The sequence below is a fragment of the Paenibacillus sp. Paensp38 genome (assembly GCF_059491915.1).
In genome coordinates, this window is the sequence record NZ_CP168516.1 from 5,718,587 (window position 1) to 5,733,814 (window position 15,228).

Annotated in this window: 9 protein-coding genes; 7 read left to right on the top strand and 2 right to left on the bottom strand. The window is 44.3% G+C overall.

The genetic code is table 11. The annotated features are described in order from the left end of the window. Window positions 1-67 precede the first annotated feature (67 nt). On the bottom strand, window positions 68-1,693 hold the full coding sequence (locus ACEN8J_RS25310) for a nitrite/sulfite reductase (RefSeq protein ID WP_039271414.1): 1,626 nt from the start codon (window positions 1,691-1,693) through the stop codon (window positions 68-70). A gap of 359 nt (window positions 1,694-2,052) precedes the next feature. On the opposite strand from ACEN8J_RS25310, the gene ACEN8J_RS25315 reads away from it, so the two are divergent. From ACEN8J_RS25315 to galU, 4 genes are all read left to right on the top strand, one after another. Beyond that, window positions 2,053-3,297, top strand: a complete 1,245-nt coding sequence (locus ACEN8J_RS25315) for a S1C family serine protease (protein WP_029514532.1) — start codon at window positions 2,053-2,055, stop codon at window positions 3,295-3,297. A gap of 49 nt (window positions 3,298-3,346) precedes the next feature. Next, window positions 3,347-5,260: a stalk domain-containing protein gene (locus ACEN8J_RS25320; protein ID WP_165146332.1), complete on the top strand. Its 1,914-nt coding sequence runs from the start codon at window positions 3,347-3,349 to the stop codon at window positions 5,258-5,260. Between the two features lie 702 nt (window positions 5,261-5,962). Continuing rightward, on the top strand, window positions 5,963-8,473 hold the full coding sequence (locus tag ACEN8J_RS25325; protein WP_209947885.1) for a U32 family peptidase: 2,511 nt from the start codon (window positions 5,963-5,965) through the stop codon (window positions 8,471-8,473). Between the two features lie 195 nt (window positions 8,474-8,668). Next, window positions 8,669-9,550, top strand: a complete 882-nt coding sequence (galU, locus tag ACEN8J_RS25330; protein ID WP_029514529.1) for a UTP--glucose-1-phosphate uridylyltransferase GalU — start codon at window positions 8,669-8,671, stop codon at window positions 9,548-9,550. A gap of 91 nt (window positions 9,551-9,641) precedes the next feature. Here the strand turns inward: galU and ACEN8J_RS25335 are convergent, their stop codons facing one another. After that, window positions 9,642-12,095 (bottom strand): O-antigen ligase family protein, encoded by a 2,454-nt coding sequence (locus tag ACEN8J_RS25335; RefSeq protein ID WP_029514528.1) that lies wholly within the window; start codon window positions 12,093-12,095, stop codon window positions 9,642-9,644. Window positions 12,096-12,212: 117 nt separating this feature from the next. Here ACEN8J_RS25335 and ACEN8J_RS25340 point away from each other — a divergent pair, with 117 nt between their 5' ends. From ACEN8J_RS25340 to ACEN8J_RS25350, 3 genes are read left to right on the top strand one after another with little or no spacing between them, the layout of a single operon-like run. Beyond that, a complete protein-coding gene (locus ACEN8J_RS25340; protein ID WP_029514527.1) occupies window positions 12,213-13,004 on the top strand; it encodes an ABC transporter permease in 792 nt (263 codons plus the stop codon). 25 nt (window positions 13,005-13,029) lie between these two features. After that, on the top strand, window positions 13,030-14,319 hold the full coding sequence (locus ACEN8J_RS25345; RefSeq protein WP_080658543.1) for an ABC transporter ATP-binding protein: 1,290 nt from the start codon (window positions 13,030-13,032) through the stop codon (window positions 14,317-14,319). Further along, a complete protein-coding gene (locus tag ACEN8J_RS25350; RefSeq protein ID WP_029514525.1) occupies window positions 14,312-15,217 on the top strand; it encodes a class I SAM-dependent methyltransferase in 906 nt (301 codons plus the stop codon). Before ACEN8J_RS25345 ends, ACEN8J_RS25350 begins: the two co-directional genes overlap by 8 nt. The last annotated feature ends 11 nt before the right edge of the window (window positions 15,218-15,228 follow it).

Consider the following 15,228-nt stretch of genomic DNA (forward strand, 5'->3'; position numbering starts at 1 on the left):
CTGTATGGCGATAAGAAACAGCCTGCTTGTATATGGGATACAAGCAGGCTGTTAATAGGCTCTATATTTAGGATGCAACGTGGCTGGACTGTAAAATAGCAGACAGCTTTTCCTGGAAAGTCGGAATACCTACACGCTGTACATATGCGTAAAAGCTTTCGCCAGCGCTCCTGTTTTCTTTGTAGAACAGAATGAGCTCCGCCAGCACAGGTCCAACCTGATCCCCACGTACGCGACCTTTGAGCGCCTTGTTAAACTGGGCGCCTGCCCCAAGCGCTCCGCCGACAGCGATGTCGAACGCGTCGACCAAGCCTTCCGGTGTCTTTATGAGCGAGCCTTGCAGACCGATGTCCGCAATATGCTTTTGACCGCAGGAATTTGGGCAACCGATAAAATGAATGCGCACCTTTTCATCCAATTGTACGTGCTGATCCAAATACTCGGCAACGTCAACCGCCCGTTTTTTGGTTTCCACAATCGCCAGATTGCAAAACTCATTTCCTGTGCACGATACCGTACGACTCATAAAATGCTTGGGTCGTGGTGTCAGGCGTTGCAGAACGGGGGCTTCCAGTAGTTCATCCACTTGCTCATCCGGCACGCCGCTCAGCAAAATATTTTGCGACATCGTGGTACGAATCTGCCCATCGCCATAGCGGTCAGCCAGTTCGGCCAGTTCATGCAACTCGTCAGCACTAAGACGACCGACAGGCACGTTCAGACCGACATAGTTCAGGCCTTTTTGGGCTTGAGGATGCACACCGTCAAAATAGGCGGCTTGCCAGCCAATCGTTTTGTCTTCGCCTCGTCCGGGCATTTCACCGATGTACTCGGTGAGCTTAGCTAGAAATTTGTCCGGGCCCCAATCGACAACGAGGAATTTCAAGCGAGCATGGTGCCGCTTTTCCCGATAGCCGTAATCACGGAAAATGGTGGTGACAGCAATAGCAACCTTCAGCACTTCCTCTGGACGAACAAACAAATCCAGAGACTGTGCCATATGCGGCTTGGCGGACAAACCTCCACCAACCATCACATGGAAGCCGATCACTTCTTTTCCGTCGAGGATCTTGGTGGCCGGAGTGAAGGACAGGTCGTTAATTTCAGCCTGTGCATTGTTGTACGTATTACCGGAGATAGACATTTTGTACTTACGCGGCAGATTGGAGAAGTCTCGATTTAATAAGAAAAAACGGTTTACTTCGTCCACAATCTCTTGGGTATCTACCAATTCATTGGGATCAATACCAGCCAGTGGATTACCGACAATGGTACGCGGGCAGTCTCCACAGGCTTCGAAGGAATACAAGTTGACTTTTTCCAGTCTTTCAAAAATATCGGGCAAGCTTTCGACTGTCAGCCAGTGAAATTGAATCGCCTGGCGAGTGGTGACGTCCACAAGACCGCGTCCATATAGCGCGGATATGTCCGCCAATGCATGTGCCTGTGCTGAAGTCATGATCCCTGTGTTGATGCGGACTCGCATCATGAAATGACCATCCTTGGGCTTTTGCTGATATACCCCAGCCCATTTGAAACGATCCATATCGTCCGCAGAGATCGAGTCATAGCCTTCGTTGGCATAGTTTTCAATAATGGTACGGATAACGTCGAGACCGTCCTTTTCCAGCTTGACTAACTCGAATTTGTTAAGCTTATCGGGATGAGCGTTCCAGATTGGTTCGTAGGCCATTCTTTTAACCTCCTGTAGGTGCTTATTTATACTTTAGTGTTTTGGATAGAGGACTCATGATTTTATTCTTTATTTCCGACAATAAAACTAAGATATAATGTGATGGTATCATAGTTGGTTATGCCCGTAAATGAAGGAATGACCTAAACGGTATAACGATTATTTATCGTTTTTGCTTATTTTTTTGATATAAGGATTTGGAAAATTTATAATATAAATAGCATGAGAGGACAGGGATGCAGCAAACGGCGCCTTTTAGAAAAAGATAGGGCTTAAAGCGATTGTATACGTGTCCCCTCTATGGTAGATTTGGACTAACTGATAGAACAGGGTCATGTAAGAGAGGGAATGGTGAGTATATGCGTAAGATGGGGAAAAGGGCAGTTGTTCTGGCTTTGGGCAGCGCTCTATGTGTTTCTGGTACGGCAGGTGCAGCCAGCAGTGGGACTGCGTTAAAGGCCAAAGTCATTAATGGTGGGGTCTATGTTAACGTAAGCGATATGAATAAGGCATTAGGAACCAGCGGCGCATATAACAGCGCAAATGGTACATATACGTTATCGGCCGGTCGTGTGCCGCAGGTGGTTAAAAATGTATCTCCTTCTGTGGTCGGTATTATTGGCCGTTCAGCCACGGGAGAGACCGTAGCAGGAGGAGATCGATACAACCTGGCTCACGGCACGGGTGTCATCATTCGTACAGATGGATGGATTGTGACGAATGCGCATGTTATCGAAGGATTAGGTGATGCCGTGGTCGTAACCTCGGACGGAAAATCTTACGGAATCACCGACAGCTATAGCGATCCGATCAGTGATTTGGCATTAGTTAAAATCAAGGCAAGCGGCCTCAAACCCGCTACCTTGGCAGCTTCAACGAACAGTCTACAGGTAGGGGAGCAGGTAGTGGCTATTGGTACGCCTATATCCTTTTCACTTCGCAATTCGGCAACCTCAGGTGTGGTTAGCGGGCTGAACCGTGGTGTCAACGCTGCTTATCGTTTGATCCAAAGTGATACCGCGATCAATCCTGGTAACAGCGGCGGTCCGCTGGTCAATCTCAAGGGTGAGGTCATTGGGATCAATACGATGAAATTCTCGGCGGTCGGCATTGAAAATATGGGCTTTTCGATTCCGGCGGATACGGTGAAATATGTCATCGGCCAATTTTTCAAATACGGAGAGGTTCGGCGCGCTAGTCTTGGTCTAGGGCTGGAAGAAAGCTGGTCAGCTATCGTCGGATTACCTACCGAGGATCCTTTGAAAGTTACGAAAATTACTTCAGCCAATGCCGTTCAGGCCAAAATCAAGGAAGGCGATGAGCTGTATAGTATTAACGGTAAGCGTGTAGCTTCCGCTATTGATGTCAATGAACTGCTTAAAAACTATCAACCAGGTCAAACGGTGAGTGTACTTATGCAGTCTGACGGTGATATTGTGAAGCGCAAGCTGGTACTGACACAGGATAATGGTGAAATCTATGAGTCCATTCAGTCTGGAGAAGATAGTGAAGATTCGAACGGTTCGGAAGCCGCTGAAGATGGTGGTGTAGCGCCTTCTAAGGAAGCATCGGAGCCAGCTCAAGGAGCAACTACTGGAAAGTGAACAATAATGCCTCTTGAATCTATAAAATAAAGCTAAAGGGAGATTTACTGTGAAGCATATTCAAAGAAAAATGATGCGTAAGCTGGGGGTCGGCGCTGTCGCATTGTCCCTTCTGCTTTCCGCTTTGCCAGCAGTTGCAGCAGATCATGATAAAACCATGCTGGAATTACGGTTGCAAAGCGGCAGCAATACAGCCATCGTGAACGGTCATAATGCCAATATTACGAAGCCGTATTCCAAAAGTGGTGCACTGATGGTTCCGGCTGGTGTGTTTAAAAAGGCATTTAACAGCAAAATTCGATTAGCTGAAGATAATGTGGTTAAAATCACTAGCGGAACTCATGTTGTATCGCTAACCATTGGTAGCCGTACAGCGTGGGTGAGAGGTCACAAGGTGACACTTCCAGCTCCACCGGAAATGTCATCAGGTATTCTCATGGTGCCTCTGCGTCAAGTAGCAGAAGGGCTTGGCGGTAAGTTGGAGAAGAATGGTGCCGGAATCATTATTCGGATGGAAGCACAAGAAGAGGCAGGCACGGTAGCTGAAGAGACACCGAACATTGATAATGATGAGGGTAAGACACAGATCGGGAACAGTTACTATGACTGGTCTATGAACTATCCAACAGGGCTCGTCATTGGTCAGGGAGGTGGAGATGAGAGTATTTCCACATTTATGGACGAGAACAGTGCGTATTATATGGAAGTGCACACAGCGTCACAGCCGGTTCCGCTGAATGCGGACGATCTGCTGCAACAATTGGTGCAGGCAGCCAAGGAAACGGGAGAAACTGTGATCGATCGAAAATCCTTCCCGAAAGCGAAGGTACCTTATGCTCGTGTCATTACGAAGGATGGGGACGGCGTGCTGTGGGAAAATCGTCAGTACTATGACAACGGACGATTGTATGTAGTTTATTTTTCCGATGCTAAAGCAACGAATTATAAAGATCTGGCCCAGTATGCGGGACTTTTAAATTCCTTCAAGACCTCCTTTAATGCGCAGGATAAAAGTATTAAAGACTTGTCTACTGTCGTAGGAGGCACACGCGAGGCCGGGAATCCAGACTACGGTGTGTCACTCAGCATACCCGCAGGCTGGAAAATGGACGATCAACGGATGCAATATGAAAGTAATGATGGATCGAGCTTCCGTGTGAAAGTAACCTCAGCTCCAGCAGATGGAAAATTGGAGAACTGGGGCCAGCAGCTGCAAAAATGGCTGAGCGATTCATTTGTGTCCACGGCTTATGAGGCACAGAAGACGTATCCGCTGGAGGTTGCAGGCGTTCAAGGGTTAGTACAGGAGTACCGCTATAATTTTGGCGATGGATGGGTCAAAGAGTACAATGTGCTGATTCAGCAAAATGGATACCGCTACTTGGCTGAATACGCAGTGCCTGAAAAAGTAAGCAAAGGAAATGATCAGTTCAACGCGCTCATTTCCTCGCTTCAAATCGATTTTCAAACCGTAGCGAGTAACTTTGGACAGTTGGAAGAAGACGACTATTTGACAGACAAAACGAAAACGGTCAAAAAGACGTCAAAAGCCTATGAATATACAGTGAATATCCCACGATATTGGACCGCGATTAGCGATCAATTTGAATTGGGCGATGTAGAGTACCAGTTTACCGGAGGACGCTTTTCCATCAAAATCGACAACGACCAATCATTTGAACTAACGGTATCCCAGCTCAAGGACTTCTACGATAAGCAAGCAAAGAACTACAAAAACCTCAAAGTTGAGGAAGTTAAGGACGTAACATTTGCTGGTGTTCCGGCAGTGTCCTTTACATTCCATCGTATCGAGGAAGGCATTGGCTACACAGGCCACCAATTGGTTTTAGAACGTGATGGAAAAACGTATACCGTGACAACGACATTGAATGATGCGAACAACACGGCTGTACAGTCTAACGCACTGGATTCGACGTTAAATTCGTTTAATTTTGTGAAGTAAGAGGGTGTAGGTAAGAGATTAGCGAGGTTGTGGGGGAAGCGCTACGCGTGCCATTTGAGCCTACGAGCGCTGACGCTTCTTCGGATTCAAATGGCCCGCTTCACTGGCGCCCGCCAAATACCGCCAATCTTTTGATGAGTGAGGTAAGCAGGGAAGAGCGAAGGCAGATATTTACGGTACTTAGATCAGCCAATACGAACCCCTTTTCTCGGATTCATTGTCTGGTACGCTGTTAGCGTCAACGAGGATACCGTATTCTAAAAAGGCTGGTGTAGCTTACTAGCGCTCTAAATTGCCTAGTCTTCATCACTATTTGGCTTCCTGCTCGATAGTACTGATTACTTCGTTGTTCCTCTTGTTTTATAGGATTCTTCACCTCCAAAGTACCGTTTGACGGGAATGGGGGTGTTTTTTATGTTTTAGTAAGAGGATTTTTATGAGGAATCGCTTGGAAAGTGTAGAAGCTTGGGACGCAGTCTGGTACACTAGATTAGTTACAAGATAAGAATAACTATGCCGCAAATGTTCGTGATGCGGATTTTTTGAGTTGGATGCCATTTATCCCTCGAGCCAGTGGTTCAGAGTGGGGATGATCGGATAGGATGATAATTCATAGGGCTATAAAATAAGCAGCATCGCTGCTCTGGAAAATAACTTTAACTCAAGGTTAATCAGTTATTTCTCCATATAGGGAGGACAAAAATGAAATCAGTAGTACGAAGAGAAGATGTTGAGCTTCTGGCACCAGCCGGTGACTGGGATTGTATGCGTGCGGCGGTGGCAAACGGGGCTGATGCGATCTTTTTCGGGGTGGAAAAGTTCAACGCACGGGCACGGGCGAATAATTTCCGCATGGAGGAACTGCCTGAAATTATGGCGTTTTTGCATAGCTATGGGGTTAAAGGTTTTTTAACATTCAATATATTGGTATTTGAAAACGAGTTGGAGGACGCTAAGGAGCTGGTCGATGCCTGTATTGATGCTGGAGTCGATGCTTTAATTGTCCAGGATATGGGCCTGGTGAAAATGATCCGCGACATTTCACCGGATTTTCCGATTCATGGTTCTACCCAAATGACGATTACCTCGCCGGAAGCGGTAGAGTTTACAAAGCCGTACAATATGGAACGGGTCGTGCTTGGACGTGAAAACAACCTGAAACAGATCCAAAAAATAGGCGATCAGGCGAGACTTCCAATGGAGGTATTCGTACATGGAGCATTATGCGTATCTTATTCTGGCCAATGCCTGACTTCAGAAATGTGGGGCGGCCGCTCTGCTAACCGTGGTGAGTGTGCACAGGCATGTCGTTTGCCTTACGATCTGATGGTGGATGGAGAGCAGAAGCCAATGGCAGATGTGACGTATCTGCTGTCACCTAAGGATCTAGCAGCGATTGACCTGATGCCTGAACTGATCGACGCGGGTGTGGTTTCTTTTAAAATTGAAGGGCGACTGAAAACACCTGAATATGTGGCAAATGTGGTCAGCAAGTACCGCAAGGCCATTGATAAGTATTTTGATGGAGATACATCCAAGACGAGCAAAGAAGATATCCGCGAGCTGCAGCAGAGCTTTTCACGCGGCTTTACGCACGGTTTTCTCGAAGGAACCAATAACAAGAAGCTGGTTGACGGGACGTTCCCGAAAAGCCGGGGGGTGTATCTGGGCCGAGTGGAACAAATCCTTCGTGATGGCGTAGTGTGCCGTATTGATGCACCGCTCAAGCGTGGCGATGGTATTGTATTCGATGCGGGAGATCCCACGCAAAAAGAAGAAGGCGGACGCGTATACGATATCCGTCGCAAGGGCGTGAAGATTGAAGGCGAAGCCGGAGAAGGCTGGATCATTGACATCGTAGCGGGACGCAACGATGTTGATCTGCGCCGTGTACACGTGGGCGATCGCATTTGGAAGACCAACGACCCGGCGCTGGACAAGCGTCTGCGCCAGTCGTACGACACGGACAAGCCGTACCGGGTCTTCCCAGTACATGTGCGGGTCAGCGGCTCCCCAGGACAACCGCTGTCGACATGGTGGACCGACGTGCAGAAAGGCACAACGGTCCGCGTGGACTCCGAGCTGGAACTTGAAATTGCCCAGAAGCGTCCGATGACGCACGAGCTGCTCGAAGAGCAGTTCGGCCGACTGGGCGGAACGGTGTTCCAGCTGGAAGAGCTGGACGTCCATCTGCATGGGGACGTCATCGTGCCGATGCGCGAGCTGAATGGTATCCGCCGTCAGGCGGTGGAACTGCTCGCGGGCGAGCGTCCCAAACCGCCCGTGTACACGAAGCGGGCGGTCGAGGTGTATGACGATGCATCGACTCCGGCATCGTCTGTGGCACGCGGTCAGGCAGAGCTGACCGCGTTGTGCCGCAGCCTCCCTCAGGTGGAGGCTGCGCTCGAGGCCGGCGTGGAGTTCATCTACGCCGACTTCGAGTTCATCAAGCAATTCCCGGCAGCCGTAGAGGCAGTGCACGCTGCAGGCCGCCAAATTGCACTGGCGACCCCGCGTATTCACATGCCGGGTGAAAATGGCTACCACAACAACATCCTGCGCCTAAAGCCGGATGCTGTGCTGGTACGCAATCCAGGGGCACTGTATTTCTACTTGCGACATCGGTTGGAGAACCCGGACGCACATCACCCGCAATTGATTGGTGACTTCTCGCTGAACATAGCCAACCATAAAGCGGCTGATCTGTTCCTGGATTCCGGCTGCGACCTGGTTACGCCTTCGTACGATCTGAACATCCAGCAAATGGTCGATATGCTCAGACGTACGCGTACCGATAAGCTGGAGATCGTGATCCAGCAGCATATGCCCATGTTCCATACTGAACATTGCGTATACTGCACCTTTATGAGTGAAGGCACCGACTACACTAACTGTGGACGTCCATGTGAGGACCATCGCGCATCCCTGCGTGATCGAATTGGTATGTCTCATCCGGTTCGTGTGGACGAAGGCTGCCGCAACACGGTGTACAACGCGATTGAGCAATCCGGCGCGGAATATCTGTCCAACTTCCTGGAGCTGGGCGTGTCCCGTTACCGCGTGGAATTTTTGGAGGAGACACCGGAGCAAGTGCATGAGGTTATTGATCTTTATAACCGTGCCCTGCGCGGAGAAATCAGCGGAACACAAGTATGGAAGACGCTGAAGGCGACGAATCAGTTGGGTGTTACACGTGGTCAGCTGGTGAAATAAATAACTGTATATTTGTTCGGGAGCCAGAAAGATTCCGGCAGCATAATATATTTATATAGAAAGCTAGTGATTGGAAGACATGTTCTCTTTAAGGGAAGATGTCTTCTTCTTTAATCTATTACAATAATTGACCTTCCTGTTATAATCATAGATAGTATATCTTACCGTTATATTGACGACAAAGGAGTTTAACCTATGAAAATCCGTAAAGCGATTATTCCTGCTGCGGGATTAGGAACCCGGTTCCTTCCTGCTACGAAAGCGATGCCTAAAGAGATGCTTCCCATTGTAGACAAACCAACAATTCAATATATTATTGAAGAAGCTGTTGCATCTGGTATAGAGGATATCATTATCGTTACTGGTAAAGGCAAAAGGGCGATTGAGGATCATTTTGACTACTCCTTTGAGCTGGAGCATAATTTGACTGCGAAGGAAAAATGGAACCTGCTCAATGAAGTGCGTAAGCCATCTGAGATGGCAGATATCCACTATATTCGTCAAAAGGAACCTAAAGGGTTGGGGCATGCCATCTGGTGTGCACGTAAGTTTATAGGTGACGAACCTTTTGCCGTCCTTTTAGGGGATGACATCGTTGAGTCTGAGAATCCGTGCCTCAAACAGATGATTGACGTGTTCGATGAATATCAGCGTTCTGTTGTAGGTGTAAAACAAGTGAATTGGAACGAGGTACATCGTTACGGGATTGTTGAAGGTCATACACTTACTTCCAAAATCTCTGAGGCGGAACGATTAGTGGAAAAGCCAAAGAAGGAAGAAACCAACTCCAACTTGGCGATCATGGGACGTTATATCTTGACGCCTGACATTTTTGATATCCTGGGTCAGCAATCCGCAGGAGTAGGCGGGGAAATTCAACTGACGGACGCATTGTCCAAACTGGGAGAAAAGAGCCCCATTCTGGCCTACGAATTTGATGGCAATCGCCATGACGTTGGCGAGAAATTGGGATTCATTGAAACGACCATTCATTATGCTCTACAGCATAACGAGATTAAGGATGAAGTACTGGCTTATATGAGACAGGTTATTAAAGAGATTGACCAACAAAAATAAACATCTCACTAAACCTAACTATGCTTCCTCAATATAAAAAAAGAGACTATCAGTATGATGTAACATCATCTGCTAGTCTCTTTTTTCTTAACTATTTCTCCGATTTCAACTGTTCAATCTGCTCCTTCTCCTTCGGATCAGCCTGAATCAGCTTATCGTACAAAGCTTTATCATCTTGTCCCTGCCGTTGCAGAGCGACGATATAATAGCGAGCGACCTCACGATTTGTAGCATCACTCAGATCGTCCTTTAGGCCGTTTTTGAGGATGCTTGCAGCCTCAGCAGGCTTACCTGACATGAACTCAATTTTACCAGTGCTGAGCGCAATGCTTGGGGTTACTTCAAAAGTACGTGTCAATTGAATTTCAGGTGGAATCGTCTTAAGATGAGCTACCCCATCCAGAACCTGCTGATAAGCAGCAAGACCTGCTTGGAAATACTTCTGTTCCGTAGCTGTGTCCTTAGCCAATCGAGCTTTATTGCCAAATTCAAACGCTTGGTTAATCAGCAAATTGTACCAATCCAGATCCCAGATGAAGTTAGCACGGTTATTTTCCAAAATGGCAAATGCCTTGTCATTGTTTCCTTTAGCTTGCTCAAGTCGCATTTTAATAAACAGCATATTTCTATTATACGGCTCTGCCTGCAGCCCCAGATCAACAATGGTCATGCCACCTGTATAGAACTCTTCGCGTTTGGTTTGCTTATAGACCTGATAATACATACTAGACAAACCAACAATTGAATCAATATGAGTTGGGCGTAGATTCAAGTCCTTATTATAAGCAGCTTGTCGTTGTTCGAACGAATTGCTGCTTTCCAGGGCTTTTGCTTCCCGGGCAGCATTGCTGGCTTGTACAAAGCGCAGCCCTACAAATAAAAGCACAATACTGAGAACACCAATGACGATACTATAAATCGGACGGAAACCTTCAGGCTTCATCGCCAAGCGTTTTACAGGTTGTGCATCCATTGCTGCAGCCATACCCCCGAGTCCAATAAACACGAGTATACCCATGAACACATAACTCATATTAAAGTCCAATAGACTATGGAGCAAAATGGACATTGCCAAGATCAGGTAAAGGAAGTGGCTATCCCGATTTTCCCCATCGCTCTTAATGTAACCTTTAGTGTATTTATAGAAAATATAAAGGATAAACGCCATAAAAATAATGAATCCAATAATACCAGTCTCTACCATATATTGCATAAAAAAGTTATGTGCCTGTGCGCTTGTGTAGCCATAGTCTTGATATTTTCCATACAGCGTAGCCCAACCGCCGCCACCTGCGCCAATCAACGGATAATCAGCAATTAGCTTGGAAGCATCGCGATAAAAGGTTATACGTTCCAGCACACTATGCTGTCGGAAGTTGATATTTTCCAGACGTGTCTCCACATTGGCTGGTAGAAAACTTCGTAGTCCTGTACCAATGAGCAGGAACGCAATTACACCAATCACGACCACAGAGCCAACAGGCAGCCACAGATTAGAGAGTTTACGTGAAGCTAGACCTTGCATTCCTTTTTCCAAACGAGATCCCAGAGAGGTTTGTATAAGCCATAAAATAACTGCAGTCACCAAGGAAGTCCCAAGAAGCAGTCCCCAGCCCTTAGTAGCTAAAGCACCGTTGTAGGTCTGATTCAACTGTAATCCCCAATTTGTAATAGGGCTCAAAATAGCAAGTGAAACGACACCCGCAATTGCGCAATGCAAAAGCCATAATATTTGCCGCGCTGGCTTAAAGAACAGAAGTAAAAGAACAAATACGACTGGCAACATAATGAGACCACCACGTGAAAGTGTCAGGAACAGTGATACCAATATAGGCACCAGCATAAAGGCGTGAGTCGCTTTACCATACCACGTCTTCGACTTCATCAGACAAAAGATAGCTGCGAACAAAAACGCCATTAAAAATGCCGCATATGTATTCGCGTACTGGAAGACGGATGTGAGACGTGGACCGTTAGAATCTACCTTTATGGCATCAACGTAGCGATTACCGCTTACCATTGATGAGAACCAATCCACGAGTCGCCCGGCCAATACCCACTGTCCAAACCAGTTGATGAGGCCAAAGCCTATAATAATATAAGCTACGGTCATAATCGCGGTTTGGATGATCTGGTTGCTCAACCGATCTCGCAAGGCGTACAATGTAATGATGAAGAACGAGGCATAGATGCACTGCACCACTACCATGTTCATCGCGAGATAATGAGAAGCAGCAGAAATCAATGAGAGCACGAACGTCAGCGGAAGTAAGATAACAAGCACCGCCAACCAGTCTCTTTGATCTTCTAATTTGAATTTCTTATAATAGGTTGCGATTCCCAAAATCAATAGAATCATGCTGATGATCAAAGCCCCATACAGAGGCTTCTCAAATTCGAGCATTTGCCCATTAAAAAGTGCAGCCTGAAAGGGGGCCCAAACTAAAAACAGAATAATCCCAACAATTAACACCCATAATATAGCCGGCCTTTTATCGTCACGGGTCGACGTTTTGGCCTGTTTCCCGTATACTGGATTCGACAAGGTTTACAATCTCCTTTTCTTGTAGATACGTCAATATTTTAGCATAGAATGTTGTTTAGTTGAAATTTATAAAACAAATATCAATGATATAGTTATTAGTTAGGGGATGCTTGAGCAGTGAGCTATTTGAAAGAGTACATTTCTAAAAGAAGACTGATTATAGATCTATCAAAAAATGATTTTAACAAAAGATTTAAGGGGTCCTACTTTGGAGCTATTTGGGCATTTGTAAATCCAGTTATAACAATTTTGCTGTATTGGTTTGTTTTTGCAATTGGATTTAGAAGCGGTAGTACACCGGAGGGATACCCCTTTGTATTATGGCTGATCTGTGGAATGGTGCCGTGGTTCTTTTTTTCAGAAGCCTTTATGAATGCAACATTGAGTTTTTCCGAGTATAGCTTTTTAGTCAAGAAAGTAGTATTTAAAATTAGTATACTCCCAATTATAAAAATCTTTTCGGCTCTATTTATACATTTATTTTTTATTGTATTTTTTATAGCTATTTTATTTATTTACGGAGTTATGCCAACTTTATCATGGTTGCAATTAATATATTACGTTGTCTGTACAATTGTTTTACTATTAGGTGTAACCTTTATAACCGCGTCAATACTGCCGTTTTTTAAAGATATTGCACAAATCGTTTCTGTGATAATACAAATTGGTTTTTGGCTAACTCCTATTGTGTGGAGCTTGGATATTGCTCCAGCCAACTATCAATTCCTGTTTAAGTTAAATCCTTTCTACTATATTGCTGAAGGATTTAGAGACACCTTTTTGTATAACAATTGGTTCTGGGAAAAACCCTTTCAAACTCTTTATTTTTGGATTGTTTGCGTAATTTTCCTTTCAGTAGGCTTAGTCATATTTAAGAAATTAAAACCTCATTTTGCAGATGTTTTATAAAATGATTTGTGTAGGAGATACTATGATGACCCCAATAATAGATGTAAAAGAACTGACGAAAATATACAAGTTATACTCTAATCCCTCAGATCGGTTAAAAGAGTCGCTTCATCCAATGAAAAAAAGTTATCATAAAGAATTTTTTGCTTTGAATAACCTTTCATTTCAAATTAATAAAGGTGAATCAGTAGGGATTATCGGTAAAAATGGATCAGGGAAATCCACTTTGCTGAAAATTGTAACAGGTGTGTTATCGCCTACTACTGGAGACGTCCAGGTTCGTGGGAAAATATCTGCTTTGTTAGAGCTAGGTGCAGGATTCAATCCGGATTTTTCAGGGATCGAAAATGTGTATTTGAATGGTACTATGATGGGATTCAGTAAAGAAGAAATGGATGCTAAAATGGATGATATTATTCAGTTTGCGGATATCGGTGATTTTATTTACCAGCCTGTCAGAACCTATTCTAGTGGAATGTTTGTTAGGTTAGCCTTTGCGGTTGCGATTAATGTTGAACCGGAAATCCTTATTGTGGATGAGGCATTGTCTGTGGGGGATATTTTTTTTCAAGCAAAGTGTTTTAAAAAATTTTCAGAGTTTAAAGAGCAAGGTAAAACAATTCTCTTTGTTACTCATGATATGAGCAGCATTATGAAATACTGTGAACGTGTAATTGTAATGAACGAAGGCGAAATTGTTGAAGAAGGTCTACCTGGCCCTATGATTGATATATATAAGAAAATATTAGTTGGTATGTATGATACCAATAATAGTAGTGAATCTTCATTATCTAAACATAGTGGGGATAATAACGAAATATGGAAAGATAAACTTAACATTAATCCAGGTTATTCGGAATATGGTGACAAACGAGCTGAAATTTTAGATTTCGCCATTTTTGATCACAATAATGATTTAACGAATGTAGTTTTGAAAGGAAAGTTTTTTAAAATTAAAATGAGAATTCGCTTCAATAACGACATAAGAGATCCTATTTTTGCCTTTAGCATCAAGGATGCGAGAGGAACGGAAATAACAGGCACGAATACAATGTTAGAATCTGTAAACATTGACAAGGTAGTACCTGAGAAAATTATCGAAATTAGTTTCACCCAAAACAATGATCTTCAAGGTGGAGACTACTTAATTTCATTAGGTTGCACGTGCTATGAAGGGAATGACTTTGTTGTTTTTCATAGATTGTACGATATTATGAATCTTCACGTTATATCTAATAAGAATAGTGTGGGCTTCTTTGATATGAACTCAACGATCCTCATTTCAGATTTCGAAAGGAAGGGGCAAGATGATTGAGTATATTGGAAGTGTGAAAATGAACTATAGTTATTATAATGGCGAAGATAGCTATTCGGATGGAAAAATAGAAGATGAACTATTGGACATGTTGTATAATGGCCGCGATTTAGGTCAAGTTCTTCGAGAAGATAACCGATGGCCGATTTTGTATCATTTTTCTCCTACTCGTCACAATCTATTAGAGTGGTATCAATTTAGACCGGAAAGTGAAATTTTAGAAATAGGTGCAGGTTGTGGAGCTTTAACAGGTCTGCTATGTGACAATTCAAAGAGTGTTACATGCATAGAATTATCAAAGAAACGTGCGTTGATTAACGCGAATCGTCACACAGACAAGAGTAATCTCGAAATTGTGATAGGGAATTTAAATGATATTAAACTCGATAAAAAATTTGATTATATTACTTTAATAGGTGTTTTGGAGTACGCAGCTTTATATACGGAAACTAACTCACCCTACGTTACGTTTTTGAAGAATATTAAAAAATTCCTTAAAAGGGATGGTGTTCTTATTATAGCCATCGAAAATAAATTAGGTCTTAAATATTGGGCAGGAAGTCGTGAAGATCATACAGGTGATTTTTTTGACAGTCTTCAAAATTATCCTTCAAACAGGGGGATGGCCACTTTCTCAAAGTTGGAAATAGAAAAATTGATTTATAATTCGGGATTTGGTGAAATGAAATTTTATTATCCGTTTCCTGATTATAAGATGCCTACACAACTCTATTCAGATAAGCGACTGCCTTGTGTGGGTGAATTAAGGAGCAGAAATACTAATTACGACCAAAATAGAGTGGTGCTGTTTGATGAGGAATCGGTCACGGACAACATCATCAATAACCAGCTATTTTCTACTTTTTCAAACTCATTTCTCGTTTTTTGTTCAAGTTAAATGAGGAGAGG